Origin of the sequence: Actinomycetospora flava (assembly GCF_037400335.1) — a bacterium.
Classification (GTDB): domain Bacteria; phylum Actinomycetota; class Actinomycetes; order Mycobacteriales; family Pseudonocardiaceae; genus Actinomycetospora; species Actinomycetospora flava.
Genome location: NZ_JBBEGM010000001.1, coordinates 1171540 through 1196736 on the forward strand (window position 1 = coordinate 1171540; position 25197 = coordinate 1196736).

The 25197-nt window shown below is 74.0% G+C and carries 27 protein-coding genes; 13 read left to right on the forward strand and 14 right to left on the reverse strand.

The features are described 5' to 3' along the window. Positions 1–7: 7 nt before the first annotated feature. Together WCD58_RS05805 and WCD58_RS05810 are read left to right on the forward strand one after the other, a co-directional pair. The gene (locus tag WCD58_RS05805; RefSeq protein ID WP_337700413.1) at positions 8–196 is read left to right on the forward strand and encodes a hypothetical protein; all 189 of its coding nucleotides are present in this window, start codon (positions 8–10) and stop codon (positions 194–196) included. A gap of 95 nt (positions 197–291) precedes the next feature. After that, positions 292–1089 (forward strand): IclR family transcriptional regulator, encoded by a 798-nt coding sequence (locus WCD58_RS05810; protein WP_337700415.1) that lies wholly within the window; start codon positions 292–294, stop codon positions 1087–1089. A gap of 178 nt (positions 1090–1267) precedes the next feature. On the opposite strand, the gene purU is transcribed toward WCD58_RS05810, so the two are convergent. Next, complete coding sequence (purU, locus tag WCD58_RS05815) at positions 1268–2116, reverse strand: formyltetrahydrofolate deformylase (protein WP_337700417.1); 849 nt, start codon at positions 2114–2116, stop codon at positions 1268–1270. A gap of 11 nt (positions 2117–2127) precedes the next feature. After that, positions 2128–3492, reverse strand: a complete 1365-nt coding sequence (locus tag WCD58_RS05820; protein ID WP_337700419.1) for an L-serine ammonia-lyase — start codon at positions 3490–3492, stop codon at positions 2128–2130. A gap of 103 nt (positions 3493–3595) precedes the next feature. On the opposite strand from WCD58_RS05820, the gene WCD58_RS05825 reads away from it, so the two are divergent. Further along, positions 3596–4264 (forward strand): GntR family transcriptional regulator, encoded by a 669-nt coding sequence (locus WCD58_RS05825; RefSeq protein ID WP_337700421.1) that lies wholly within the window; start codon positions 3596–3598, stop codon positions 4262–4264. Positions 4265–4292: 28 nt separating this feature from the next. Here the strand turns inward: WCD58_RS05825 and WCD58_RS05830 are convergent, their stop codons facing one another. Genes WCD58_RS05830 through glyA form a run of 7 tightly spaced genes read right to left on the reverse strand, consistent with a single transcriptional unit; the run spans position 4293 to position 13494 of the window. Next, a complete protein-coding gene (locus WCD58_RS05830) occupies positions 4293–4793 on the reverse strand; it encodes a hypothetical protein (protein ID WP_337700423.1) in 501 nt (166 codons plus the stop codon). A 50-nt stretch (positions 4794–4843) separates the two neighbouring features. Continuing rightward, the gene (locus tag WCD58_RS05835) at positions 4844–7312 is read right to left on the reverse strand and encodes a GcvT family protein (RefSeq protein WP_337700425.1); all 2469 of its coding nucleotides are present in this window, start codon (positions 7310–7312) and stop codon (positions 4844–4846) included. Between the two features lie 42 nt (positions 7313–7354). Further along, positions 7355–7951, reverse strand: coding sequence for a sarcosine oxidase subunit gamma (locus tag WCD58_RS05840; RefSeq protein ID WP_337700427.1), 597 nt, complete (start codon positions 7949–7951; stop codon positions 7355–7357). Next, complete coding sequence (locus WCD58_RS05845) at positions 7944–10700, reverse strand: 2Fe-2S iron-sulfur cluster-binding protein (RefSeq protein ID WP_337700429.1); 2757 nt, start codon at positions 10698–10700, stop codon at positions 7944–7946. The genes WCD58_RS05840 and WCD58_RS05845 overlap by 8 nt, the downstream gene beginning before the upstream one ends. Then, positions 10697–10951, reverse strand: a complete 255-nt coding sequence (locus WCD58_RS05850) for a sarcosine oxidase subunit delta (RefSeq protein ID WP_337700430.1) — start codon at positions 10949–10951, stop codon at positions 10697–10699. The genes WCD58_RS05845 and WCD58_RS05850 overlap by 4 nt, the downstream gene beginning before the upstream one ends. Positions 10952–10960: 9 nt before the next feature. Beyond that, entirely contained in the window at positions 10961–12199 is a 1239-nt protein-coding gene (locus WCD58_RS05855) for a sarcosine oxidase subunit beta family protein (protein WP_337700433.1), read from the reverse strand. After that, on the reverse strand, positions 12196–13494 hold the full coding sequence (gene glyA / locus WCD58_RS05860) for a serine hydroxymethyltransferase (protein WP_337700435.1): 1299 nt from the start codon (positions 13492–13494) through the stop codon (positions 12196–12198). Before glyA ends, WCD58_RS05855 begins: the two co-directional genes overlap by 4 nt. A 111-nt stretch (positions 13495–13605) precedes the next feature. Between glyA and WCD58_RS05865 the strand changes: the two genes are divergently transcribed. Beyond that, entirely contained in the window at positions 13606–13827 is a 222-nt protein-coding gene (locus WCD58_RS05865) for a hypothetical protein (protein WP_337700437.1), read from the forward strand. A 149-nt stretch (positions 13828–13976) separates the two neighbouring features. Here the strand turns inward: WCD58_RS05865 and WCD58_RS05870 are convergent, their stop codons facing one another. The 4 genes from WCD58_RS05870 to WCD58_RS05885 are packed head-to-tail and all read right to left on the reverse strand — an operon-like array spanning position 13977 to position 15575. Next, a complete protein-coding gene (locus WCD58_RS05870) occupies positions 13977–14159 on the reverse strand; it encodes a hypothetical protein (RefSeq protein ID WP_337700439.1) in 183 nt (60 codons plus the stop codon). A gap of 53 nt (positions 14160–14212) precedes the next feature. Continuing rightward, complete coding sequence (locus WCD58_RS05875; protein WP_337700442.1) at positions 14213–14476, reverse strand: DUF3817 domain-containing protein; 264 nt, start codon at positions 14474–14476, stop codon at positions 14213–14215. Then, entirely contained in the window at positions 14473–14928 is a 456-nt protein-coding gene (locus WCD58_RS05880) for a hypothetical protein (protein WP_337700444.1), read from the reverse strand. The genes WCD58_RS05875 and WCD58_RS05880 overlap by 4 nt, the downstream gene beginning before the upstream one ends. Then, positions 14925–15575, reverse strand: coding sequence for a DJ-1/PfpI family protein (locus WCD58_RS05885; RefSeq protein ID WP_337700446.1), 651 nt, complete (start codon positions 15573–15575; stop codon positions 14925–14927). The genes WCD58_RS05880 and WCD58_RS05885 overlap by 4 nt, the downstream gene beginning before the upstream one ends. Before the next feature lie 76 nt (positions 15576–15651). On the opposite strand from WCD58_RS05885, the gene WCD58_RS05890 reads away from it, so the two are divergent. Both WCD58_RS05890 and WCD58_RS05895 read left to right on the forward strand, forming a co-directional pair. After that, the gene (locus WCD58_RS05890) at positions 15652–16083 is read left to right on the forward strand and encodes a MarR family winged helix-turn-helix transcriptional regulator (protein WP_337700448.1); all 432 of its coding nucleotides are present in this window, start codon (positions 15652–15654) and stop codon (positions 16081–16083) included. Continuing rightward, positions 16080–16499, forward strand: a complete 420-nt coding sequence (locus WCD58_RS05895; RefSeq protein WP_337700450.1) for a DoxX family protein — start codon at positions 16080–16082, stop codon at positions 16497–16499. The genes WCD58_RS05890 and WCD58_RS05895 overlap by 4 nt, the downstream gene beginning before the upstream one ends. Here WCD58_RS05895 and WCD58_RS05900 read toward each other — a convergent pair. Continuing rightward, entirely contained in the window at positions 16477–17058 is a 582-nt protein-coding gene (locus tag WCD58_RS05900) for a TetR/AcrR family transcriptional regulator (RefSeq protein ID WP_337700452.1), read from the reverse strand. The two genes, WCD58_RS05895 and WCD58_RS05900, sit on opposite strands and share 23 nt — an antisense overlap. A 103-nt stretch (positions 17059–17161) precedes the next feature. Here WCD58_RS05900 and WCD58_RS05905 point away from each other — a divergent pair, with 103 nt between their 5' ends. From WCD58_RS05905 to WCD58_RS05935, 7 genes are read left to right on the forward strand one after another with little or no spacing between them, the layout of a single operon-like run. Continuing rightward, positions 17162–18655: a class I adenylate-forming enzyme family protein gene (locus WCD58_RS05905; RefSeq protein ID WP_337700453.1), complete on the forward strand. Its 1494-nt coding sequence runs from the start codon at positions 17162–17164 to the stop codon at positions 18653–18655. Further along, positions 18652–19443 (forward strand): MBL fold metallo-hydrolase, encoded by a 792-nt coding sequence (locus WCD58_RS05910; protein WP_337700456.1) that lies wholly within the window; start codon positions 18652–18654, stop codon positions 19441–19443. Before WCD58_RS05905 ends, WCD58_RS05910 begins: the two co-directional genes overlap by 4 nt. Before the next feature lie 9 nt (positions 19444–19452). Continuing rightward, positions 19453–20217 carry an SDR family NAD(P)-dependent oxidoreductase gene (locus WCD58_RS05915; RefSeq protein WP_337700458.1) on the forward strand — a complete coding sequence of 255 codons (765 nt, stop codon included), beginning with the start codon at positions 19453–19455 and terminating at the stop codon, positions 20215–20217. Between the two features lie 8 nt (positions 20218–20225). Then, positions 20226–22565, forward strand: coding sequence for a xanthine dehydrogenase family protein molybdopterin-binding subunit (locus WCD58_RS05920; RefSeq protein ID WP_337700460.1), 2340 nt, complete (start codon positions 20226–20228; stop codon positions 22563–22565). Continuing rightward, positions 22562–23407: an FAD binding domain-containing protein gene (locus WCD58_RS05925; RefSeq protein ID WP_337700463.1), complete on the forward strand. Its 846-nt coding sequence runs from the start codon at positions 22562–22564 to the stop codon at positions 23405–23407. The genes WCD58_RS05920 and WCD58_RS05925 overlap by 4 nt, the downstream gene beginning before the upstream one ends. Then, a complete protein-coding gene (locus tag WCD58_RS05930) occupies positions 23404–23883 on the forward strand; it encodes a (2Fe-2S)-binding protein (RefSeq protein WP_337700465.1) in 480 nt (159 codons plus the stop codon). Before WCD58_RS05925 ends, WCD58_RS05930 begins: the two co-directional genes overlap by 4 nt. Continuing rightward, positions 23880–25193, forward strand: a complete 1314-nt coding sequence (locus tag WCD58_RS05935) for an enoyl-CoA hydratase/isomerase family protein (RefSeq protein WP_337700467.1) — start codon at positions 23880–23882, stop codon at positions 25191–25193. The genes WCD58_RS05930 and WCD58_RS05935 overlap by 4 nt, the downstream gene beginning before the upstream one ends. Positions 25194–25197: the final 4 nt, after the last annotated feature.

Sequence of the window (25197 nt, forward strand, 5' to 3'; positions counted from 1 at the left end):
AGCGACCGTGTCCATCACCCCCGAGAACCGCGACCCGTCCGACGGAATCGCTCCCACGCGTTACCGCGACGCCTTCCTCGTGGCCGACGAACTGTCGGTGCACGGCAGCGACTGCGTGTGCCCGACCTGCGCCGCCCGCCTTCCCGGGCTGCTCGCCGAGCTCGCGGCGGCCATCCGGAAGGACACCGCGGACTGAGCGTTCGAACCATTCTCCGCACACCGGGAGAACGTGCTCCCGACGTCTGACGACGGGGGCACGGGAGCCCCCTTACTGTCAGGTAGCGTGAGCCCATGTCGGGAGCCAGGGACGGCACGAAGGATTCCGCGGAGAAGAGTTCCGCGGTCCAGTCCGTCGACCGCGCGATCTCGATCCTCGAAATCGTCGCGGCCCGCGGCGAGCTCGGGATCACCGAGATCGCCGAGGAGCTCGACGTGCACAAGTCCACCGCGTCCCGGCTCGTGGCGGCGCTCCAGCAGCGCCACCTGCTCGAACAGCTCGGCGAGCGCGGCAAGTACGCCCTGAGCTTCGGCGTCGTCCGGCTCGCGGCCGCCACGACGGCCCGCCTCGACGTCGCGCGCCTCGGGCAACCCGTCTGCCAGCAGCTGGCCGAGAGCCTCGGCGAGACCGTGAACATCGCCGTCACCGACGGGGAGGCCGGCATCACGGTCGCCCAGGAGTACGGCACGGCGGCGATCACCTCGCAGAACTGGGTGGGCCGCCGCAGCCCCCTGCACGCCACCGGGGCGGGCAAGGTCCTGCTCGCGTGGATGCCCGAGTGCGACCGGCGCCCGGTGCTGCGGCGCCGCCTCACCCGCTACACCGACGACACCATCGTCGAGACCGCCGCGCTGCGCACCGAGCTCGCGCGCGTGCTCGACGAGGGCCACGCCCGGTCGTTCGAAGAGCTCGAGGTCGGCATGCACGCCGTCGCCGTCCCGGTGTTCTCCGCCGACGGCACCGTGGGCTCGGCCCTGTCCGCCACCGGGCCCGCCTACCGGCTCCCCCGCCGGCGCGCCCGTGCCATCGTCGGCGACCTGCGCGACGGCGCGGCGGAGCTCTCGGCGAAGCTCGGCTACCGCGGCGAGTGATCCCCCGCGCGGTGGGCGTCGACGGGCGAGGCGAGCGGCACCTCGCGCAGGATCAACAGCCCTCCGGAACTGCCCAGCGTGCCCCTCGCCCACGCCCGGTCCCGCCCACGTTCCGGCGGAGGGCTCCCCTCGCCCATCTATCCGAGCGAAGGGGCCCTTCGGTCAGAACCGGCGCGCCCTAGCGGAACACCACCGTGCGGTGCCCGTCGACGAGGACGCGGCGCTCGCAGTGCCAGCGCACCGCCCGCGAGAGGGCCAGCGCCTCGGCGTCGCGGCCTACGGTCTGCAGGGCGCGCGGGTCGTAGGAGTGGTCGATGCGCACGACCTCCTGCTCGATGATCGGTCCCTCGTCGAGGTCCGCGGTGACGTAGTGCGCGGTGGCGCCGACGAACTTCACGCCGCGGTCGTAGGCCTGGTGGTAGGGCTTGGCGCCCGCGAAGCCGGGCAGGAACGAGTGGTGGATGTTGATCGCCCGGCCGCGCAGGGTCGCGCACGTGCGGTCCGAGAGCACCTGCATGTAGCGGGCGAGCACCACGAGCTCCGCGTCCAGCTCGCCGACCAGGCGCAGCATCTCCGCCTCGGCCTCGGGCTTCGTCGCCGGCGTCACCGGTACGTGGAAGAACGGCAGCCCCGCCAACTCGGCCATGGGGCGCAGGGTCTCGTGGTTGGACACGATGCCGACGAGCTCCGCGCCGAGGCTGCCCGAGCGCCAGCGGAAGACCAGGTCGTTGAGGCAGTGCCCCGACGTCGACACCATGACGAGCACGCGGGGCTCGTGCAGGCGGTGGAACGCGTGGTCCATGGCGAACGCCTCGGCGACGGGCGCGAAGTCCGCGGAGACCGCGTCGAGGTCGGTGCCCGCCGGCGCGGTGACGCGCGTGCGCAGGAACAGGCGCCCGCTCACGGGGTCGTCGAACTGCTGGTGCTCGACGATGTCGGCGCCGTACGCGGCGAGGTGGCTGCTGACGGCGCGGACGATGCCGCTGCGGTTCGGGCAGCTCAGGGTCAGGACGAACGACTCGGTCACCAGGGATCCCGTCAGCACTCGACGATGTTGAGAGCGAGCCCGCCGCGGGCCGTCTCCTTGTACTTGACCTTCATGTCCGCACCCGTCTCACGCATCGTCTTGATCGCCTTGTCGAGCGAGACGTGGTGGATGCCGTCCCCGCGCACCGCCATCCGGGCGGCGGTGATCGCCTTGACCGACGCGACGGCGTTGCGCTCGATGCAGGGGATCTGCACGAGCCCGCCGACGGGGTCGCAGGTCAGGCCGAGGTTGTGCTCGATGCCGATCTCGGCGGCGTTCTCGACCTGCTCGGGCGAGCCCCCGAGCAGCTCCGCGAAGCCGGCGGCGGCCATCGAGCACGCCGAGCCGACCTCGCCCTGGCACCCGACCTCGGCGCCCGAGATCGAGGCGTTGCGCTTGAACAGCAGGCCGACGGCACCGGCGGTCAGCAGGAAGCGCACGACGGCGTCGTCGTCGAACGCCGGCAGCGACCGGGCCGCGTGGTGCAGGACGGCCGGCACGATCCCGGCCGCGCCGTTGGTGGGGGCGGTGACGACCCGCCCGCCCGCGGCGTTCTCCTCGTTGACGGCGAGCGCGTCGAGCGTGACGCGGTCCATGTCGGTGCAGCCGGCGCCCTCGGCGTCGAGACGTCGCCGCAGGTCCGGGGCGCGACGGCGGACCCGCAGACCGCCGGGCAGCACGCCCTCGGTGGCGCAGCCCCGCGCGACGCACTCGCGCATCACCGACCAGAGGTGCAGCAGCCCGGCGCGCGTCTCCGCCTCGGGGCGCCAGGCCCGTTCGTTGGCGAGCACGACGTCGCTGATGCGCAGGCCGTGGGTGCGCGCGATCGCGACGAGCTGGTCGCCGGACTCGAAGGGGTGGCGCTCCGGCGTCGCGTCCTCGCGGAGCACGGGCTCGCCGGTCTCGTCCTCGTCGAGCACGAACCCGCCGCCCACCGAGTAGTACTCGCGGCGCTCGACCACGTCGCCGTCGGCGTCGCGGGCGGTGAACACCATGCCGTTGCTGTGGAAGGGCAGGCGCCTGGTCCGGTGGAGCACGACGTCGTCGTCGACGGAGAAGTCGATCGTCTGCTTGCGGGACAGGGCGATCCGGCCCTCGGCGCGCGCCGCCGCGACGAGCGGCCCCGCCTCCACCGGGTCGACCAGGTGGGGCTGCTCGCCGCACAGGCCGAGGACGACCGCCGGGACGCTGCCGTGGCCGTGGCCCGTCGCCCCCAGCGAGCCGAACAGCTCACAGCGGACGGACGCGACGTCGTGCAGGCGGTCGGTGTCGTGGAGGCGCGAGACGAAGAGGAACGCGGCGCGCATCGGGCCCACCGTGTGCGAGCTGGACGGCCCGATCCCGACCTTGAACAGGTCGAACACCGAGATGGCCATGGGACACCCCCAGGAGGCCGTGTCGGGCGTTTGATGTTGGACTAGTATATCAATATCCGCCGCACAGGAGAAGTATTGATCCGTCTGATGTAAGGTCCGCCCCGTGACGGTTCTCCCGGACGAGCAGGAGTCGAGCCCCCCGCTGTCGCTGTCCGAGCGCGCCTACCAGGCGATCCAGGACAAGCTGATCATGCTGGAGATCCCGCCGATGGCGCCGATCGACGAGGTCGCGCTGGTGGAGTCGCTGGGGGTGGGACGGACGCCGGTCCGCGAGGCGCTCAAGCGGCTCGAGGTCGACCGGCTGGTCGTCTCCTACGCCCGCCGCGGCACGTTCGCGACGGCCGTGGACATCACCGACCTCGCCTACATCTCCGACATCCGCGTGCAGCTCGAGCCCCTCGCCGCGCGCCGCGCCGCCGAGGGAGCCTCGGCCGCGGTGCGCGAGGACCTCGCCGAGCTCGCCGACGCCACCGAGCGGCTCGACGTGCCCGAGCTGTCGCGCGACGAGCTGATGCGCTGGGACATGCGGGTGCACCGCGCGATCTACCACGCGGCCGGCAACCCGCACCTCGAGGACACCCTGGTGCGCTACGACAACCTGGCGACCCGGATCTTCTGCCTGTTCCTCGACCGCATGCACGACTTCGTGTCGCACGTCGAGGAGCACGCCGGCCTGCTGCGCACCATCGCCGACGGCGAGGCCGACGTCGCCGCCCGCAAGGCCCGCCAGCACGTGCTCGGCTTCGAGAAGGCCATCCGCGCGGTCATCTGACGCTCAGAAGATCACGCACGTATCCCGGTCAGCGCAGCAGCTGCTCGCGGACGACGGCGGTGACCTTCGCGGCGCGCAGGACGACGTCGTCGACCGGATCGACCGCGAGGAGGAGCTCCTCGCGCACGGCGGGGTCGGCGATGCCCGCGAGGTGGACCTCGACCTCGACGCGCGCCGTCCCCACCGCCGCGCGCAGTGCCTCGGCGGCCGCGGCGACGTCGGCCGCCCCCACGCCCCGGTCGCCCGGGCGCAGGGTCTCCGCGAGGCCAAGGGCGCGCTCGGCGACCTCGAGGACGCGCACCGCGGCCCGGGCGCCGGCCACCGGGTCGGCGCCCGAGCCCTCGGCGGCGAGGCGCAACGCGGCGCCTCGCAGGTCGTCGGCGATCTCCGCGGTGCGCCCGCCGTTCGGGCCCACGGCCCGGGCGACGAACGCGGACCCCAGCGCGGTGTGCAGAGCGGCGGCGCTGCCGGGACCGGATCCCGACGACGCCACCGACTCCAGGACCTGGTCGACCGTTTCGCTGCGCACAACGCCTCCTACGGGGTCGTCCGCCATCTCCTCTCCGCGCGCCGATGTCTTCAGCGCCGGATCCGCGTCATCTCGGGATCGACGAGCGGCTCGCTCGCGACCGTCGCGCGCACGGGGTGCCCGAAGTACTGCACCTCCACCGGGGTCCCCGGCTCGAGCCCCGCGGGCAGCCAGGCGTAGGCGATGGGCCGGCCGATGGTGTGTCCGTACGCCGCCGACGTCACGTAGCCCGAGGGCACCCCGTCGACGAGCACCGGCTCGTGGCCGAGCACCACGCTGCGCCCGTCGTCGACCGTCAGGCAGGTCAGCGAGCGCGACACCTCCTGCGCCCCCGGCGCGGTGACGGCGTCTCGTCCGACGAAGTCGCCCTTGGTCGTCGGCCGCACCGCGAACCCCAGACCCGCCTCGTACGGCGAGTGCTCGGTGGTCATGTCGGCGCCCCAGCTGCGGTAGCCCTTCTCCAGCCGCAGGCTGTTGAACGCGGCGCGCCCCGCGGCGACGACGCCCAGGGGCTGCCCGGCGCGCCACAGCACGTCCCAGAGCCGCTGCCCGTACTCGGCGGTCGTGTAGATCTCCCAGCCGAGCTCGCCGACGTACGACAGGCGCATCGCGGTCACCGGGATGACGCCGACCTCGGTCTGCACGCAGCGGAAGAACTTCAGGCCCTCGTGGGACAGGTCCGCCGAGGTCAGGGGCTGCACGAGGTCGCGGGCGAGCGGCCCCCAGACCCCGACGCAGCAGGTGCCGCCGGAGATGTCGCGCACCGTGACGTCGTCGACGAGAGCGGCCTCGCGGCGCAGCATCTCCAGGTCGAGCGGCCCGTTGGCGCCGACCTGGAAGAGCTCCGGGCCCAGGCGGGCGACGGTGAGGTCGCTGCGGATGCCGCCGGCCTCGTCGAGCGCCAGCGTGTAGGTCACCGAGCCGACGGACTTGTCCATCTTCCCGGTCACCAGGCGGTCGAGCATCGCCACGGCCCCCGCGCCGGAGACCTCGATCCGGGTCAGCGAGGTCATGTCGTACATCGCGACCGCGGTGCGGGTCTTCCACGCCTCCACCGCCGCGATCGGCGAGTGGAACCGCGCCGACCACGAGTCACGGGTCGGCGGCAGCCACTCGGTCGGCAGCTCCGCGACCAGCGGCGCGTTGGCCTCGTACCACTGCGGGCGCTCCCACCCGCGGGCCTCGAGGAACACCGCGCCGAGGTCGGTCTGCCGCGCGTGGAACGGGCTCGTGCGCACCTCGCGGGGCGACAGGCGCGGCTGCAGCGGGTGCACGACGTCGTAGATCTCGACGAAGTTCTGCTGCGAGGTCTCGGCGACGTAGTCGTCGGCGAGCTGGAACTCCTCGAAGCGGTGCACCGAGCAGCCGTGCAGCTCGATCTCGCTGCGGCCGTCGATCAGCAGCTGCGCGACGCTGCGCGCGACGCCGGCGGAGTGGGTGACCCACACGGCCTCGGCGATCCAGAAGCCCGCGACGTCCGGCGACTCCCCGATCAGCGGCCCGCCGTCGGGCGTGAACGAGAAGATGCCGTTGAAGCCGGTGTCGACCTTGGTGTCGTTCAGCGACGGCAGCAGCAGGCGGCTCTGCTCCCACTGCGGGGCGAAGTCCTCCTCGGTGAACGGCAGCATCGAGGGCTGGCGGGCCTCGCTGACGTCGTCGACCTCGGGCAGCTCGCCCAGCGACACCGGCATGGGGCGGTGGGCGTAGGAGCCGATGCCGATGCGGTCGTTGTGCTCGCGGTAGTACAGGTCCTGGTCCTGGTGGCGCAGGATCGGCAGCCGGGCCTCGACCGCCTCGTCGTTGCGGCCGACGAGGTCGGGCACCTGGCCGGTGAAGACGTACTGGTGCGCCAGCGGCAGCAGCGGCACCCGCATCCCCACCATGTCGCCGATCGCCTGCCCCCAGAACCCGGCGCACGACACGACGATGTCGGCGGGCACCAGGCCCTGGTCGGTCTCGACGCCGGTGACGCGCCCGCCGTGGCACGCCACGCCGGTGACGCGGGTCGAGGCGCGGAACACCGCGCCCCGCGACTCCGCCCGCCGGATCAGCGCCGCGACGGCGCGGGCGGCCTTCGCGAGCCCGTCGGTGGGGGTGTGCAGGCCGCCGAGGATGCGCGTGGGGTCCATCAGCGGGTGCAGCCGCGCGCACTCGTCGACGTCGACGACCTGTGCCGGGATGCCCCGCGCGGTCGCCCAGCCCTGCTTGCGGTGCAGGTCGGCGAGCCGCTCCGGGGTCGTGGCGACCTCGAGGCCGCCGACCTGGTTGAAGCACCAGGCGCCGTCGACCTCCAGGCCCAGGAACTTCTCCACCGTGTAGGAGGCGAACTCGCTCATCGTCTTCGACGCGTTGGTCTGGAACACCAGACCGGGCGCGTGCGAGGTCGACCCGCCGGCCAGCGGCAGCGGTCCCTGGTCGAGGACGGTGACGTCGGTCCAGCCGCGGCCGGTGAGCTCGTCGGCCAGGTTGGCGCCGACGATCCCGGCTCCGATGACGACGACGCGGGGGGTGGTGCTCATGGCGTCTCCAGGAGTGACGGACGAGACGGGTGACGGGACGGGTTACGGGACGACCGCTGGTTGGAACTCCTGGGCGGCGTCGACGAGCCAGTCGGCGACGTAGCCGGCGAAGGAGGCGCGGACGATCAGGAGCAGGTCGTCGGCCTCGAGCGCGACGAGCAGGACGCCGGCCTGGCCGAGGAGGGTCTGGGCGCAGCGGCCGCGCGGGAACGCGGAGGGGCGCAGGTCGAGCGAGCAGCCGAACGAGAGCAGCTCCCGCGCGGCGGTGCCGCGCACGCGCACGGCGGTGCGCTGCGCGGACACGTCGACGGCCATGCCGCCGTGGGCGGCGGCGGTCTCGTCGACGTGGAACTCCCAGTCCTCGGGTTCGGCGGTGGTGCTGGTGAGCAGCCACTCGTCGGGCCCGAGGCGCAGGGCGAGCCCCGTGGGGAGCGCGGTCCAGGTGTCGGGACGCTCGGGCAGCGGCCCGCCGACGGCCGCGCCGACGGCGGCCGGTCCCCCGTGGGCGGGGTCGACGCGCAAATCGACGGTCGCGACGGGGGCCTCGAGCTCGAGGCGCAGGGCCGGCGAGTCGACCGAGGCCAGCGCGGCGCGCCGGCTCTCCAGCGGGTGGGAGGCGGTGAGGGTGCGGTCAGCCATCTCGGCGGGCTCCTTCCGGGTCGACGAGCACGGACTCGCCGATGCGCGCGGCCACGAGGTCGTCGCCGACGGGCACGTGGACGACCTCGCCGAGACGCTCCCGGCCGCCCTTCACCAGGGCGAGCGCGAAGGGCCTGGCGAGCTCGGCGCTGTGGTAGCTCGAGGTGACGTGCCCGAGCATCGGCACGGGCGCCGGGGGCAGGGTGCCGTCGTCGCAGAAGCGCACGATCTGGGCGCCCTCGGGCAGCCTGGTCGCGGCGTCGGTCGGCAGCAGCGAGACCAGCTGCTTGCGCAGCGGGTTGCGGTTCTCCGGGCGGGCGTACGACCGCCTGCCGACGAAGTCGTCCTTCTTCTTCGACACCGCCCAGCTCATGCCGAGGTCGTGCGGCGAGACGGTGCCGTCGGTGTCCTGGCCGATGATCGGGTAGCCCTTCTCGGCCCGCAGGACGTGCATGGTCTCGGTGCCGTAGGGCGTGATGCCGCAGGGCGCCCCGGCCTCGACCAGCCGCGCCCACACCGCGGGGAAGTACCAGGAACTGACCGTCACCTCGTAGGCGAGCTCGCCCGAGAACGAGATGCGCGCGAGCCGCACCGGCACGCCGTCGAGCGTGGTGTCCTGCCAGGTCATGAAGCCGAAGGCGTCGTTCGAGACGTCGACATCACCGAAGACCGCGCCGATCACGTCGCGCGAGCGCGGGCCCGCGACGGCGGCGATCGACCACTGCTCGGTGACCGAGGTCAGCCGCACCCGCAGGTCGGTCCACTCGGTCTGGACCCACTCCTCCATCCAGTCGAGGACGTGGGCGGCGTTGCCGGTGGTGGTCGTGACGAGGTAGCGGTCCTCGGCGAGGCGCAGCACGGTGCCGTCGTCGAAGACCATGCCGTCGTTGCCGCACATCACGCCGTAGCGGACCCGCCCGACCTTCAGGCTCGACATCATGTTCGTGTAGAGCCGGTCGAGCAGGACCGGGGCGTCGGGGCCGCGGACGTCGATCTTGCCGAGCGTCGAGGCGTCCATGATCCCGACCGACGTGCGCACCGCGGCGCACTCGCGCAGCACGGCGGCGGTCATGTCCTCGCCGGCGTGCGGGTAGTGTCGCGCGCGCTTCCACTGCCCGACGTCCTCGAACTCGGCGCCGGCCTCGACGTGCCAGGCGTGCAGCGGCGTGGTGCGCACGGGGTCGAACAGGTCGCCGCGCTCGCGCCCGGCCAGCGCCGCGAACGCGACCGGCGTGTACGGCGGGCGGAACGTGGTGGTGCCGACCTCCTGGATCGGGCGGCCCGTGAGCTCGGCGAGGATGCCGAGGGCGAGGATCCCGGAGGTCTTGCCCTGGTCGTGCGCGGTGCCGATGGTCGTGTAGCGCTTGACGTGCTCGGGGTGGGTCATGCCGGCGCCCACCGCGCGGGCGACGTCGGCGACGGTGGCGTCGCGGGCGACGTCGACGAACTGCCGGCCGGCCTCGCCCGGCGTGTGCCAGAGCACGAGCGTCGGCTCCGGCCACTCCGGCGCGGGGGCGGTCGGGGCGTCGGTGCCCCCGGCCTCGCGCAGGATGTCGGCGAGGCCGAAGGTGCCGTTGGCGGCGCCGACGGCCTCGACACCCTCCGGCTGCGGCGAGGCCGGGCGGAAGGCGCCGATCGCGGCGTCGTAGGTGAGGGTCCCGCCGACGTGGCTGACCAGGTGCGCGGTGGGGTTCCAGCCGCCGCTGACCAGCAGCAGGTCGCAGGGCACCTCGCGGCGGTCGGGTCCGACGACCGCGGCGGTCAGGTGCGCCTCGCCGCGGGTGCCGTGCACGAGCGTGCCCGTCTCGACGGGGATCCCGCGCTCGCCGCAGCGCCGTCGCCACGCCTGCGGCGCGCGCTCGCGGGCGTCGAGGACGCGCACGGCCGCGCCGGCGTCGGCCAGGTCGACCGCGGCCGCGTAGGCGGCGTCGTCGCTGGTGAAGACGACGACCTCGCGCCCGGCGAGCACGCCGTGGCGGTGCAGGAGGTCCCGCGCCGCCGAGGCGAGCATGATCCCGGGGCGGTCGTTGTCCTCGAAGACGATCGGGCGCTCGATCGCGCCGGCCGCGACCACCACACGCCCCGCGCGGATGCGGTGCACGCGCTGGCGCGTGCGCGCCGCGTCGCCCCGGCGCTCGAGGGCGAGCACGAAGCCGTCGTCGTAGTGCCCGAACGCGGTGGTGCGCTGCAGGTGGGTCACCGCGGGCAGCGCCGCCAGCTCGGCGACGACCCCGGCGACGAAGTCGAGGGCGGGCTCGCCGTCGATCGTCTCGGTGCCCGTCAGCGTCCCGCCGGCCTCCGGGCGGTCGTCGACGAGCACGACGCTGCGCCCCGCGCGGGCGGCGGTGCGGGCGGCGACGAGGCCGGCGGGGCCGGCGCCGACGACCAGCACGTCGCAGTGGGTGTGCTTGCGGTCGTAGCGGGCGGTGTCGGGCACCTCGGCGAGGCGGCCCTGCCCGTTGACCCCGCGCACCACGAGCCCGTCGGTGGCCTCGACGGTCGCGGCGAGCAGCATCGGCTCGGGGAACGGCTCCTCGACCTGGACCAGGCCGGTCGGGTCCTCGGTCCACGCCGAGCCGATCCCGCGCGGGCGCCCGTACTTGACGCTGGCGGTCTGCGGGCGCGCGCCGTGGGCGAGCAGCACCGAGGCGACGGTGTCGCCGGGGTGCCCGGTGTAGGGCGTGCCGTCGACGGTGATGGTGACGGTGCGGCTGCGGTCGACGCGGCCGTACCCGGCGATCCTGCTCATCGGGGCACCTCCTCCAGGAACCGGTGCGTGCGGGTGTCGCGGACGGCGGTGAACCAGCGGCGGCAGCCCGAGGAGTGGACCCAGCGCTCGGCGAACGGGCCCTTCGGGTTGGCGCGGAAGAACACGAAGTGCGCCCACTGCTCGTCGGTCAGCGAGGCGGGGTGCTCGGGGTAGGGCACGTGGGCCTGGCCGCCGTAGGAGAACTCCGTCTCCTCGCGGGGGCCGCACCAGGGGCAGGCGATGAGTTGCATCCGGGCTCCTTAATGCGCGACCGCGGCGGCGCCGTGCTCGTCGACGAGGGCTCCGGTGACGAAGCGGTCGAGGCCGAACGGCGCGACGAGGGGGTGGGGGCGGCCGTGGGCGACGGTGTCGGCGAACGCCCAGCCCAGGCCGGGGGTCGCCTTGAAGCCGCCGGTCCCCCAGCCGCAGTTGAGGAAGACGTTCTCGTAGGGCGTGGCCCCGACGATCGGGCTCGCGTCCGGGGTGACGTCGACGACGCCGGCCCAGCTGCGCAGCAGGTGCGCGCGGGCGAAGACCGGGAACAGCTCGACGGCCGCCGCCATCTGGCGCTCGATGATGTGGAAGGCGCCGCGCTGGCCGTAGCCGTTGTAGCTGTCGACGCCGGCGCCCATCACCAGCTCGCCCTTGTGGGCCTGCGAGACGTACACGTGCACCGCGTTCGACATGACGATCGTCGGGTGCACCGGCTCGAGGAGCTCGGAGACCAGGGCCTGCAGCGGGTGCGACTGCAGCGGCGCGGGGACGCCCAGCATGTCGAGCAGCACCGAGGTGTGCCCGGCCGCGCAGAGGGCGACGGTGCCGGCGGCGATGGCGCCGCGGGTCGTGCGCACGCCCGTCACGCGGTCGCCGTCGCTGACGAAGCCCGTGACCTCGCAGTTCTGGATGATGTCGATGCCGGCCTCGCTCGCGCGGCGGGCGAAGCCCCAGGCGACGTAGTCGTGCTTGGCGATGCCCGCGCGCGGCTGGAACGTCGCCCCCTGGACCGGGTAGCGGATGTCGGCCGAGACGTTGACGATCGGGCAGACCTTGGCCACCTCGTCGGGCCCGAGCCACTCGGCGTCGATCCCGTTGAGCCGGTTCGCCTCGACGCGGCGCACGGAGTCGCGGACGTCCTGCTCGGTGTGCGCGAGGTTGAGCACGCCGCGCTGGCTGAACAGGATCGGATAGCCGAGGTCGTCCTCGAGCCCCTCCCAGAGCTTGAGGGCGTACTCGTAGATGCCCGCCGACTCGTCCCAGAGGTAGTTCGAACGGATCAGGGTGGTGTTGCGGGCCATGTTGCCGCCCGCGAGCCAGCCCTTCTCGAGCACCGCGACGTTGGTGATGCCGTGGTTCTTCGCGAGGTAGTGCGCGGTCGCGAGGCCGTGGCCCCCGCCGCCGACGATGACGACGTCGTAGGCCTTCTTCGGCTCGGCGTCGTCCCAGAGGTGGTCGGGGTGCTCGGGCAGGTGGGCGCCCGGCGGGTTCGTTGCGGTCGTCATCCCTGCAGCTCCCGGTAGAGAGGGTGGCGGTCGGCGAGGGCGGCGACGCGCTGCGCGAGCGCGTCCAGCTCGGTGTCGGTGACCTGCGGACGCAGGGCCCGGGCGATGACGTCGGCGACGACCCGGAAGTCGTCGGCGTCGAAGCCGCGCGCGGCGAGCGCGGCGGTGCCGATGCGGACGCCGGAGCTGACCATCGGCGGGCGGGGGTCGAACGGGACCGCGTTGCGGTTGACGGTGATCCCGACGCGGTGCAGCCGGTCCTCGGCCTGCTTGCCGTCGAGCTCGGAGTCGCGCAGGTCGACGAGGACCAGGTGGACGTCGGTGCCGCCGGAGACGACGCCGACGCCGGTCTCGGCGAGGAGCCGGTCCGCCAGGATGCGCGCGCCGGCGAGCGTGCGGACCTGCCGGTCGCGGAACTCGGGCTCCCCGGCGAGCTTGAACGCGACGGCCTTGGCGGCGACGACGTGCTCGAGCGGGCCGCCCTGCTGACCGGGGAAGACGCTCGAGTTGAGCTTCTTCGCGAGGGCCGTGTCCGCGGAGAGGATCACTCCCCCGCGCGGGCCGCCGAGCGTCTTGTGCGTGGTCGAGGTGACGACGTGCGCGTGCGGCACCGGCGAGGGGTGCAGGCCCGCGGCGACGAGCCCCGCGAAGTGCGCCATGTCGACCATGAACCAGGCGCCGACCGCGTCGGCGATCCGGCGGAACTCCGCGAAGTCCTGCTGGCGCGGGTAGGCCGACCAGCCGGCGATGATCAGCTTCGGACGCCGCTCGTGGGCCAGCGTCTCGACCTCGGCCATGTCGACGCGGTGGTCGTCGGCGCGGACGTGGTAGGCCGCGACGTCGTAGAGGCGCCCCGAGAAGTTCAGGTGCATGCCGTGGGTGAGGTGGCCGCCGTGCGCCAGCGCCAGGCCGAGGATCGTGTCGCCCGGCTCGAGGAGCGCGGCCATGACCGCGGCGTTCGCCTGCGCGCCGGAGTGGGGCTGCACGTTGGCGAACTCGGCGCCGAAGAGGGCCTTGAGCCGGTCGATCGCGAGCTGCTCGACGACGTCGACGTGCTCGCAGCCGCCGTAGTAGCGCCGGCCCGGGTAGCCCTCGGCGTACTTGTTGGTGAGGACCGACCCCTGCGCCTCCATCACCGCGAGCGGCGCGAAGTTCTCGCTCGCGATCATCTCGAGCGTGCCGTGCTGGCGGCGCCGCTCACGGTCGACCGCGGCGGCCACCTCGGGGTCGGCCTCGGCGAGCGAACGGTCGAGCACCGGGACGGTGCGACCCTCGGGAGCGACTGTGAGCGACATCCGCGTTCCTCATCGTAGCCAACTGATATATCTGATGGCGATGACTGTAGACACGGAAGCCGAGCAGGGTCAACACTTGTCTCGTCGGCGGAGACAGGAGGAGGGCGCGCGATGCTCGAGGGCACCGACCAGTGGACGGCCGGCTTCGAGATGGGCCGGCTCGATCAGCAGCTCGCGGCGCTGATCCTGCGTGACCGCAAGGTCGGCCTCACGATCCGGAGTGTCAACGGCGAGCAGGCGGCCGCGATCGCACGCCGGCACGGGTACGGGCTGGACCTGCGCCCGGTCGAGGAGCCGGGACACGTGTGGGCGGTGTTCTCGCCGGAGCCCTGATCGTCGATCCGGAGATCAGCAGGTCGTTCGGCACCTCAGAGGCATGATCGACAGTGCTTGTCGGTCTGCTGATCTCCGGCGGGGCGCGGTGATCGCTGCGGGTGCTCCGACGGGGCGACCACATCGCCCGGGAGGAGCACTCGGGCGGATCAGTCGTCGGGCGTCACGAACAGGGCGCCCATGGACGTCCCGCCGGCGCTCCCGCCGGAGAGCGGGTGCCCGATGACCAGCTCCGCGCCGGTCACGAGCAGCAGCGCGAACAGGAAGATGCCCACGGCGGTGACGACGTACCGCGCGAGGCCGCCGGACGCCGTGTGCTCTCGTCTGGTCACGGAGAGATAACGACCCGCCCGGTCGGGCGATACGTGTCGCCGTGAGCTCCGTGTCAGTCGGGCACTGTCGCCGACCTCTCCAGCGCCGCGGCCGCCGCCCATCCCCCGACCGCGGGAACCACGGACAGCGCCGCCGCCCGGGACCGCCACCCGGCGCGCGCGACGGTCAGTGCGATGGCCGCGAGGTAGGCGCACCCGTGGACCGGGCCGACGAGGGACGCCACCTCGGCGACGTGGACGGTCGCGAGGTTCGCGAGCAGGACGACGAGGCTGACCAGCTCGACGGTGGCGGCGATCCGCAGCGGCACCGCGCTCACACCCCCGTCGAGGAGCCCGGGCGCACGATCATCAGCACCGTCACCACGGCCCACAGCAGGTTGAACACGCCGGTGGCGGCGGCGAGCCGGCCGGTCGCGGCGACGAGCACCTCGCGGGGGCCGGCCCCCTCGAGCAGCACCTTCTGGCGCGGCAGGACCACGCCCGCGAGAACCCCGGCCGCCGCGAGGGTGAGGACGATCGACACGAGCACCCACGGCTCGCCCAGCACGCCCATCGACGACGCCGTCGCCAGCCCGAACACCGGGACCGCGATGCCGACGAGCGCGTAGGTCCGGCAGATCCGCGCGAGCACCGGCAGGCGGGACACCGCGCCCGGTTCGTCGCCCAGGGCCCGGCGCGCCTCCGGCGGGAACATGCTGGCCGCGACGCACACCGGGCCGATCGCGATGATCGCCGCGAGGACGTGGACGGAGAGCAGGACGGCGTTCACGCCACCGCCACCGCGGCCCCGGTGGCCCGCCACACCGTGCCCCGCCGCTCGTGGCACATGAGGCCCTCGACGGCGTGGGCGACCTGCGGGCCGATCTCGCGCTCGAGCAGGTAGAGCGCCATGTCGACGCCGGAGGTGATGTTGCCGGCGCTGACGAGGTCGCCGTCGTCGACGACGCGGGCGTCGACGGGCAGGGCGGCGGTGCCGGCGAGGTCGGCGCCGCGCTCGTGGGTCACCAGCGGCCGGCGGTCGGCGAGGCCCGCGTGGGCGACGAGCAGCGACCCGCCGCACACCGTCGCGACCACCGTGCCCGCGCGCCCGACGGCGTCGCGCAGCGCGGGCGTCAGCGGACCCGAGCCGGCGCGTCCCAGGAGCGCCGCGACGCTCCCCTCGACCGCCGGGTCCAGCGACAGCGAGCCCGCGGCACCGGGCACGACGACGAGGTCGGCGACCGCGGGGTCGAGCGTCGCGGTCGCCGTGAGGGAGACCGCGGGGAGCCCGCTCGGCACCTCGCGGGGCCCCTCGGCGCTGACGAGCTCGACGGTCACCGCCCCGCCCGAGAAGCCGCCGCCCGCGTGGAAGACCTCGAACGGCCCGAGGACGTCGAGGGGGTCGAACCCGTCGAACAGCACGATCTGCACGCGCATGCCGCCTCCTTGGTTTCAGTCGGACTGTAACTGCTTACAGTGTGACTGTAACCCCACTCGTCCCGGAGGTGTGCCCGTGAGCGAGACGCCGCCGCCCGCGAGCGCCGCGTTCCTGCTCATGGCCCTGGGGCGGCGGATCCGCGAGGAGGTCGAGGGCGCCCTGAAGGACCAGGGGATCGCCCTGCGCCACCTCTCCGCGCTCGGCCACCTCGCGCCGGACCCCGGCCTGTCCTACAGCGAACTCGCCCGCCGGGCGGGAGTGACACCGCAGAGCATGCAGGCCACGCTGGTTGCCCTCGAGGCGCGCGGCGCGGTCGCCCGCGACACCGACCCGGGCCGCGGCCGCACCGCCGAGCTGCACGTCACGCCCGAGGGCACACGCCTGCAACGCGCCGCCATGGCGATCATCACCGAGGTGGACGACCGCCTGCGCGCCCGGCTCGACGACGAGAGCCACCAGGTGCTCACGCGCGCGCTGTTCACCCTGATCCGCGGGGAGGTCGAGTGATCCGGGGCGCCGCCCGCATCCTGCTCGGGCTCTTCCTGCTCGGCGCCGGGACCGCGCACCTCACCGTGGCGCGCGAGGCGTTCCGCGCGCAGGTGCCGTCCTGGTTCCCCGCCGACGCCGACGCGGTGGTCGTCGTCTCCGGGGTCGTCGAGATCGTCCTCGGGCTCGCCCTCGTCGCGCTCGTGCGCCACCGCGCGCTCGTCGGGCTCGTCGTCGCGGCCTTCCTCGTGGCGATCTTCCCGGGCAACGTCGCCCAGTTCGTCGAGGGCCGGTCCGCCTTCGGCCTCGACACCGACGCGGCGCGCGGCGTGCGCCTGCTGTTCCAGCCGGTGCTCGTCGCCTGGGCGCTGTGGTGCACCGGGGCCTGGGAGCTCCTCCGGAGGAACGGCCGGGCTAGGACGCGCCCACGATCCTGAGCGCGAAACCGCTGTACTGGTCCGCGACCTGCTCGGCGGTCAGCGCGCCGTCGTCGGAGAACCAGCGCGCGATGCTCACGCACAGCTCGCGGATCGCGAACGAGGCGAGCGCGGGCGACTCGACGTGGAAGTCGCCCGCCTCGACGCCCCGGGCGATCACCGCGCGCAGGGCGTGCTCGTGCTCGCGCCGGCGGGCCTGCATCTCGCCGAAGGCGGGCTCGGAGAGGCTGCTGGTGTCGCGGTTGACGACGAGGGCCTCGCGGCGGTGCGTGGCGTGGCGGTGGGCGTAGACGCGGGTGGCGCGGCGCAGCTGCTCGGCGGGCGGATCGTCCGGGTCGAGCACGCGGTGGAAGTCGTCGAGCACGCCCGCCGTCGTGCGGTCGACGATCCGCAGCAGCAGGTCGTGCTTCGAGCCCATGTGGTTGTAGAGGCTGGGCGTCCGCACCTGCAGCGTCTCGGCGATCTCGCTGAGCGCCGTGCCGTGGTAGCCGCGGCGCGCGAACAGCGTCAGGGCCGCGTCGAGCACGACGTCGGGGTTGAGGCCGGCCCGGGTCACCACCGACTCATGGTGGCACGGCGAACGAGCGCTCGTGAGTCTTGTCCGATCCCTGTGGTGCTCGCTACGGTCAAACTAACGAGCGTTCATCAGCTTGGGAGGCGCGATGCTGCGTACCGAGGTGATCCGGCCCGTGCACGAGCTGCTCGACGGCCACGCGGCCGCCCGGCCCGACGACGTCGCCTTCGCCGACGACGCCCGCGACGTGTCGTGGCGGCGGCTCGCGACCACCACCCGCCGGCTCGCCGGCCACCTCGCCGCCCGCGGCGTCCGTCCCGGCGACCGGGTCGCGATGGTGATGGCCAACGCCGTCGAGACCGCCGAGACCTACCTGGCCATCCCCCGGGCCGGTGCGGTCGCGGTGTGCCTCAACCCGGACGCCGCACCCGCCGAGCTCGCCTACATGCTCGCCGACTCCGGCGCCCGCGTGGTGGTCACCGACGTGGCGCACGCCGGACTCCTGGGCCCGGACGTCACCACGATCGTCGTCGGCGGGGACTACGAGGACCTCGTCGCCACCGAGCCCCCGACCCCGGCGCCCGACCCCGCCGACCTCGACGTCACGGCGTTCATGCTCTACACGTCCGGCACCACCGGGCGCCCCAAGGGCGTCGAGCTGAGCCTGCGCAGCTGCCTGTGGGTGGTCGCCGCGTGCTGGGCGCCGATCGTCGGCCTCGGGCCCGGCGAGACCGTGCTCTCGGGGCTGCCGCTGTTCCACTCCTACGCCCTGGACATGTGCGTGCTCGGGATCGTCGCGACGGGGGCGAGCGAGCGCATCCTGCCGCGCTTCTCCCCCACCCGGATGCTCGAGATGCTCGGCGACGGCTACACGGTCCTGCCCGGGGTCCCGACGCACTTCTCCTACCTGCTGCAGGCCGCCGGCCACCGCCCACGGCACCGGCTCCGGATGGCGGTCTCCGCCGGCGCGATCCTGCCCGCGTCGGTGAACGAGACCTTCGAGCAGGTGTTCGGCGTGCCGCTGCTCGACGGCTACGGCATCACCGAGACCTCGACGATGGTCGCGATGAACTGGCCGCACGGGACGCGGCCGTACGGGTCGTGCGGGCTGCCGCTGCCCGGGCTCGCGGTCCGGCTGGTGGACCCCGCCACCGGCACCGACGCGCCGGCCGGCGACGAGGGCGAGCTGTGGGTGCGCGGACCGGGCGTCATGCGCGGCTACTGGAACCGCCCCGAGCAGACCGCCGACGTCCTCGTCGACGGCTGGTACCGCACCGGCGACCTCGCGCGCGCCGACGCGAACGGCTACCTGACGATCTCCGGCCGCGCGAAGGAGATGATCATCCGGGGCGGCGAGAACATCTACCCCGCCGAGATCGAGGCCGTGCTCCTGCGGGCGCCCGGGGTGGGCGACGCCGCCGTCGTCGGCCGTGCGCACCCCGACCTCGGCGAGGAGCCGGTGGCCTTCGTGGTCGGCGACCCGGACCTGGACGCGGTGGCGGCGCACTGCCGGGAGCACCTCACGGGGTTCAAGGTCCCCGTCGCCTTCCACCTCGTCGACGTCATCCCGCGCACGGGCTCCGGGAAGATCAAGCGCTTCGAGCTCGCGCGGCTGCTCAGCGGCGAGAAGGCCCCGGCGTGAAGGTCGGCGACCTCGAGGTCCTCCCGATCGTCGACGGGACCGGGCGGGAGCAGGCCCGCGAGGTGCTCTCCGCACCCGGCGGCGACCGGTGGGCCTGCCACCCCGAGCACCTCGACGCCGACGGGAACCTCGAGCTGACCCTCGGCGGCTTCCTGCTGCGCACCGGCGACCGCGTCGTGCTCGTCGACGCGGGTGTGGGGCGCATCCACAACGACCACTACGCGGGCGGCGGGTTCCTCGACGCCCTCGCCGCCCACGGCGTCGCGCCGGACGAGGTCACCGACGTCGTCTTCACCCACCTGCACTTCGACCACGTCGGCTGGGCGACGAGCAAGGGGCAGGTCGTCTTCGACCGCGCGACCTACCGCGTGCACGCGGCCGACTGGGCCCACTTCGTCGAGGCGGCCGACGCCGACCCCGGCGCGGTGCGCAAGCTCGCCCCGCTGCGCGAGCGCCTCGAGACCTTCGACGCCGAGCACACCGTCGCCCCCGGCCTCGACGCCCGCCCCACGCCCGGTCACACGCCCGGCTCGACCAGCTACGTCGTCTCCAGCCGCGGGGAGCGCGCCCTGCTGATCGGGGACGTCGCGCACTCGGTGGTCGAGCTCGAGGAGCCCGACTGGGAGGCCGTGTTCGACGTCGACCCGGTCGCCGCGCGGGCGATGCGCAACCGCATCGCCGACGAGGTCGCCGACACCGACGACCTCGTCGTCCCCGCCCACCTGCCCGGACTCGCCGTCGGCCGGATCGTCACCTTCGGCGACCGGCGCCGCTTCGTCATCGCCTAGAGGAGCCCCATGGATCTGCAGCTCGCCGGCACCACCGTGCTCGTCACGGGGGCCGGGCAGGGCCTCGGCCGCGCGATCGGCGAGGCGTTCGCGGCCGAGGGCGCCCAGGTCGCCTTCGGCTACAACACCTCGTCCGCCGGCGCCGAGGAGGCGGCCGAGGCCGCGCGCGCCGCGGGGGTGAAGGCGATCGCGGTCGCCGTCGACACCCGCGACGACGCGGCGGTCACGCGTGCGGTCACGACCGTGGAGGCCGAGCTCGGGCCGATCGGCGTGCTCGTCAACAACGCGGCGGTGACCGGCCGCGGGCGCTTCCTCGAGCGCGACGCCGACGAGTTCGCCGCCGAGATCGACGTGACCGTCACCGGCACCGTGCGCATCTCCCACGCCGTCGCCCGGCGCATGGCCGAGCACGGCGGCGGCGCGATCGTGTCGCTCATGGGCGACTCGGGCCGGGTCGGCGAGTCCGGGCTCACCGTCACCGCGACCGCCCGCAGCTCGACCCTCGGGCTGACGAAGTCGCTGGCCAAGGAGCTCGCCCGCCACGGCATCCGCGCCAACGCCGTCTCGATCGGGCTCGTGCAGACCGACCGCTTCTCCGACCACGCGGGCGGCACCGACGACGAGCGCCTGAAGAAGATCACCGCGCTCTACCCGCTCCGCCGCCTCGGGCGCCCCGAGGACGTGACCCCGACGATCCTGCTGCTGGCCTCGCCGTGCTCGTCCTGGACCACCGGTCAGGTCGTGTCGGTCAACGGCGGCTTCGCGATGCCATGAGTGGTGCCATGACGCCTGACGACCAGCACGCCCCCGCCAGCGGCACCTCGGTGCGCCGCAAGGAGGACGCGCGCCTGCTCACCGGGCGCGGCCGCTTCGTCTCCGACCTCGCCCTGCCCCGCATGCGCCACGTCGCGTTCGTGCGCAGCCCGGTCGCGCACGGCCGCATCACCGGGGTCGACGTCGCCGAGGCGCTCGAGGTCGACGGGGTGTCCGCGGTGTTCACCGGCGAGCACCCGGCGATCGCGCCGGTCGCGCTGCGCGCGCAGTCCGCCCTGCCCGGCTACGTCGAGACCGACCAGCCGCCCCTGGCACGCGGGAAGGTGCGTTTCGCCGGCGAGGCCGTCGCCGCCGTCGTCGCCGCCGACCGCTACCTCGCCGAGGACGGCGCCGAGGCGGTCGTCGTGGACTACGACCCGCTGCCGGCGACGGTCTGCGCCTGGGCGGAGCCCGAGCACCCGGTGCACGACGAGGCGCCGGACAACGTGCTGCTCTCCCGGACCTTCCGCGCGGGCGACGCCGACGCCGCGCTGGCCGAGGCGCACGTCGTCGTCGACCGCGAACTGACCACCAACCGCCACAGCGGCAACCCCATCGAGTGCCGCGCCGGCGTCGCCCGCTACGAGGCGGCGGACCGCAAGCTGACGTTCTGGTCGGGCACCCAGGTGCCCTACATCGTGCGCACCCAGCTCGCCGAGCTGCTCGACCTGCCCGAGGGCAACATCCGCGTCATCGCCCCCGACGTCGGCGGCGGGTTCGGCGTCAAGGCGGTGCTCTACTCCGAGGACGTCGCGCTCTGCCTCATGGCGATGGCGATGCCCGGCGTCCCGCTCAAGTGGGTCGAGGACCGCGTCGAGCACCTGCTCGCGGCCACCCACGCCCGCGACCACCGCTACGTGCTGCGCGCGGGGTTCGCCGCCGACGGCGAGCTGCTCGCCGTGGTGGCCGACGCGTGGTGCAACGCCGGCGCCTACTCCGTCTACCCCTGGACCGCGGGCATCGAGCCCCTCATGGCCGGCGGCCTGCTCACCGGGCCGTACAAGCTCGCGCACTACACGGGCACCGTCCGCGGCGTCGCCACCAACACCAGCCCGTCCGGGCCGTACCGCGGCGTCGCGCGGCCGTCGACGGTGTTCGCGATGGAGGCGCTGATGGACTCGGGCGCCCGCGCGCTCGGCATGGACCCGATCGCCCTGCGGCGCCGCAACCTCATCCTCCCCGCCGACGTGCCCTACCGGATGCCGTCGCGGCTGGTCGACGACTCGGGCGCCTACGAGGCCTGCCTCGACAAGGCCGTCGCCACCTTCGACCTCGACCGCTGGCGCGCCGAGCAGACCCGGCGCCGCGTCGAGGGCGGGCGCCCGCTCGGCATCGGCGTCGGCGTCTACAACGAGCTCACCGGCCTGGGCCGCGCCGCGTCCGCCGGGCCTCGCATGGCGTTCCGCACGGGCCACGACGCCTGCACCGTGCGGATCAACCCCGACGGCGCGGTCACGGTGTTCTCCGGCGTCACCTCCCAGGGCCAGGGCCTCGAGACGACGATGGCGCAGGTCGTCGCCGACGCCCTCGGGGTCGACTACGACGACGTCGAGGTCCGCTACGGCGACACCGACGAGTCGCTGTGGGGCTTCGGGGCCTTCTCGTCGCGCCAGGCCGTGATCAGCGGCGGCGCGGCGCACCTCGCGGGCGAGCACGTCCGCGGGCAGGTCCTCGCGCTGGCCGCCGCGCTGAAGGAGGCGCCGGTCGAGGAGCTCGACCTGCGCGGCGGGCAGATCCACATGGCCGGGCAGGAGAAGCCGATCATCTCGCTGGCCGAGGTCGCCCGGGTCGCGTACCTGCAGTCCGACCGCCTGCCCGACGGCTTCGAGCCCGGCCTGGAGGGGACGAGGTTCTACGACCCGATCCGCGGGGCGTTCGCCGCCGGGGCCCAGATCGCCGCCCTCGAGGTCGACCCCGCCACCGGCGAGATCGGCATCCTGGACTGGGTGTGCGTCGAGGACGCCGGCCGGATCGTCCACCCCGTGATCGTCGACGGGCAGATCGCCGGCTCGATCGCCCAGGGCATCGGCGGCGCCATGTACGAGCACCTCGTCTACGACGACGCCGGCAACCTGTCGACCGGCACCCTGCTCGACTACCTCATGCCGACCGCCGGCGAGATCCCCGAGCTGCGCATCGGGCACGTCAGCACGCCGGCCGCGAACCCGACGGGCGTCCGCGGGGTCGGCGAGGGCGGCACGCTCGCGCCGAACGCCGTGGTGGCCGGGGCCGTCGCCGACGCGCTGGGCGTCGAGGTCGACGACCTGCCCGTCACCCCCGCCCGGGTCTGGGAGCTGGTGCAGCGATGAAGTGCCCGCCGTTCTCCTACCACCGCGCGACCGACGTCGCCGACGCCGTGGCCGCCCTGGAGGCCGCCGACGACGAGGGCAAGATCCTCGCCGGGGGCCAGAGCCTGGTGCCGGTGCTCGCGCTGCGCCTGGCGCGGCCGTCGGTGCTCGTCGACGTCAACCGCGTCCCCGGGCTGGACTGTCTCGAGCGGCGCGACGGGGTGCTGCACGCCGGCGCGCTGGTCCGCCACCTCGCGCTCGCCGACCAGACGCACCATCCCCTCGCCGCCGAGGCCGCCCGCTGGATCGGGCACACCGCCATCCGCAGCCGCGGGACCCTCGGCGGCAGCCTCGCGCACGCCGACCCGTCGGCGGAGCTGCCCGCGGTGCTGCGCGCCTGCGACGGCGCGGTGCACGTCGCCGGGCCGACCGGGTCGCGGCGTGTCGGCGCCGACGACCTGTTCGTCGGCGCGCTGCAGAGCGCCGTCGGCGAGAACGAGATGATCACCGGCGTCGAGCTGCCGGTGCCCGACGCCTGGGGCTTCGCGGAGTTCGCGCGGCGCCACGGCGACTTCGCCGTCGTCGCGGTCGCCGCCGCGCGCTTCGGCGACCGGGTGCGCGTGGCCGTCGGCGGCGTCGCCGGTGTGCCCCACCTCGTCGACGCCGGCGACCTCGACCACGTGGGCGACGAGATCTCCGACGACCACGTCGCCCTCCTCGCCGCGGCCGCCGCCGACGACGTCGACCCGGCCTCCGACCTCCACGGCAGCGCCGGGTACCGCCGCGCGCTCACCGAGCAGATGACCCTCCGGGCGCTCGCGGACCTCGCCGGGCGCCCCCAGCCCGTCCGGGAGCCGGCATGAAGATCACGCTGACGGTCAACGGCGAGCGGCACCGCGTCGACGTCGAGCCGCGCCGCACCCTGTCCGACGCGCTGCGCGAGGACCTCGGCCTGACCGGCACCCACGTCGGCTGCGAGCACGGGGTCTGCGGCGCGTGCACGGTCCTCGTCGACGGCCTGCCCGCCCGTGCCTGCCTGATGTTCGCCGTGCAGGCCGACGACGCCGAGGTCGCGACCGTGGAGGGCCTCGCCGCCGACGACGGCACGCTGCACCCGTTGCAGGAGGCGTTCTCGCGGTGCCACGGGCTGCAGTGCGGCGCCTGCACACCCGGGATGCTCATGACCGCGGCCCATCTCCTGGAGACCGATCCCGACCCCGGGCGCGAGCGGATCCGCGCGGAGATGGCCGGCAACATCTGCCGTTGCACCGGCTACGTGGGCATCGTCGACGCCGTCGAGGACGCCGCCCGGCGGTCCCGGTCGGAGGCGGCGTCATGACCTTCGCGCGCGACGCCGCCCTGCTCTCCGAGCGCCTCGGGGCGCTCGGCGCCGACCTCGAGGAGCTGCCTCCCCGGCCCGAACGAACCGAGGGCCAGCAGGAGCGGGCCACGACGCTGCTCGAGCGGGGCCGCGCGGCCCGCGAGGGCTTCCTCGACCACCACCTCGGCGCCGTCTACGACGCCCTCACCGACGGCGCCACCCGGACCCTGCGCGCCGCGGAGCTCACGTACGCGGCCGGCGAGCTGGTGCCCGGCCTGACGCCGACCCGCGAGCGCATCGCCGCCGAGCGCCGGCACCCGCAGAAGGACAAGGAGGGCTGGGAGGTCGATCAGGGGATCTTCCTGTCCCGCGTCCTCGACGACGCGCGCACCGGCTACCACCTGATGCACGCCATGGCGCAGCCACGCCGCGAGGCGCTCGACATGCTCGACCACTTCCGGGACACCGGTCGCGTCGACCTCGGCACCTGTCGGCTCGAGCGCGACGGCACCGTCGGGCACCTGACGATCGCCCACCACAAGTACCTCAACGCCGAGGACGACGAGTCGACCGCGGCGATGGAGACCGCCACCGACCTCGTCCTGCTCGACGACCGGATCGAGGTCGGCGTCCTGCGCGGCGACGAGGCCCAGCACCCGCGCTACGCGGGACGCCGCGTCTTCGACACCGGCGTCAACCTCACCCGGCTCTACCACGGCGAGGTCTCGCTGATCGAGTTCTTCGTCGAGCGCGAGCTCGGGCTGATCACCAAGTGGTACCGCGGCCACAGCCTCGGAGCGGGCGAGGTCAGCATCGTCGAGCGGCGCCACGAGAAGCCGTGGATCGCCGCCGTCGACACGTTCGCCATCGGCGGGGGCTGCCAGTTCCTCCTGGTCATGGACCGCGTCGTCGCCCGGTCCGGCGCCTACGTCAACCTCCCGGCACGGCGCGAGGGCTTCCTGCCCGGCTGCGGGAACATGCGCCTGCCCCGCTTCGTCGGCGAGAAGGTCGCCCGCCAGGGGATCTTCTTCAACCGCGACATCGACGTCGACTCCCCCGAGGGCCGCCTCATCGTCGACGACCTCGCCGCCGACGAGGCCGGGATGCAGGCGGCGATCGACGACGCCGTCGACGCCCTCACCGCGACCGGGTCGGTCGGCGTCAACGCGAACCGCACCCAGATGCGGGTCGGCGTCGAGCCGCTCGAGACCTTCCGGCACTACATGGCCAACCTCGCCATCGGCCAGGCGCGCTGCATGTACTCCCCGGCGATCATCCGCAACCTCGAGCTCGCGTGGGACCCGAAGCGCCGCGGTGGTGTGAAGTAGACGC

What these genes read in the sequence shown, in the direction of transcription:
- WCD58_RS05905 (WP_337700453.1), top strand. Translation starts at nt 17,162, where the DNA reads ATGCTGCGTACCGAGGTGATCCGGCCCGTGCACGAGCTGCTCGACGGC.
- glyA (WP_337700435.1), bottom strand. Translation starts at nt 13,494, where the DNA reads ATGTCGCTCACAGTCGCTCCCGAGGGTCGCACCGTCCCGGTGCTCGAC.
- WCD58_RS05915 (WP_337700458.1), top strand. Translation starts at nt 19,453, where the DNA reads ATGGATCTGCAGCTCGCCGGCACCACCGTGCTCGTCACGGGGGCCGGG.
- WCD58_RS05845 (WP_337700429.1), bottom strand. Translation starts at nt 10,700, where the DNA reads ATGAGCAGGATCGCCGGGTACGGCCGCGTCGACCGCAGCCGCACCGTC.
- WCD58_RS05930 (WP_337700465.1), top strand. Translation starts at nt 23,404, where the DNA reads ATGAAGATCACGCTGACGGTCAACGGCGAGCGGCACCGCGTCGACGTC.
- WCD58_RS05810 (WP_337700415.1), top strand. Translation starts at nt 292, where the DNA reads ATGTCGGGAGCCAGGGACGGCACGAAGGATTCCGCGGAGAAGAGTTCC.
- WCD58_RS05855 (WP_337700433.1), bottom strand. Translation starts at nt 12,199, where the DNA reads ATGACGACCGCAACGAACCCGCCGGGCGCCCACCTGCCCGAGCACCCC.
- WCD58_RS05920 (WP_337700460.1), top strand. Translation starts at nt 20,226, where the DNA reads ATGACGCCTGACGACCAGCACGCCCCCGCCAGCGGCACCTCGGTGCGC.
- WCD58_RS05820 (WP_337700419.1), bottom strand. Translation starts at nt 3,492, where the DNA reads ATGGCCATCTCGGTGTTCGACCTGTTCAAGGTCGGGATCGGGCCGTCC.
- WCD58_RS05885 (WP_337700446.1), bottom strand. Translation starts at nt 15,575, where the DNA reads ATGCGCGTGCAGATCGTGCTGTTCGACGGGTTCGACCCCCTCGACGTC.
- WCD58_RS05850 (WP_337700430.1), bottom strand. Translation starts at nt 10,951, where the DNA reads ATGCAACTCATCGCCTGCCCCTGGTGCGGCCCCCGCGAGGAGACGGAG.
- WCD58_RS05925 (WP_337700463.1), top strand. Translation starts at nt 22,562, where the DNA reads ATGAAGTGCCCGCCGTTCTCCTACCACCGCGCGACCGACGTCGCCGAC.
- WCD58_RS05835 (WP_337700425.1), bottom strand. Translation starts at nt 7,312, where the DNA reads ATGAGCACCACCCCCCGCGTCGTCGTCATCGGAGCCGGGATCGTCGGC.
- WCD58_RS05840 (WP_337700427.1), bottom strand. Translation starts at nt 7,951, where the DNA reads ATGGCTGACCGCACCCTCACCGCCTCCCACCCGCTGGAGAGCCGGCGC.
- WCD58_RS05935 (WP_337700467.1), top strand. Translation starts at nt 23,880, where the DNA reads ATGACCTTCGCGCGCGACGCCGCCCTGCTCTCCGAGCGCCTCGGGGCG.
- WCD58_RS05865 (WP_337700437.1), top strand. Translation starts at nt 13,606, where the DNA reads ATGCTCGAGGGCACCGACCAGTGGACGGCCGGCTTCGAGATGGGCCGG.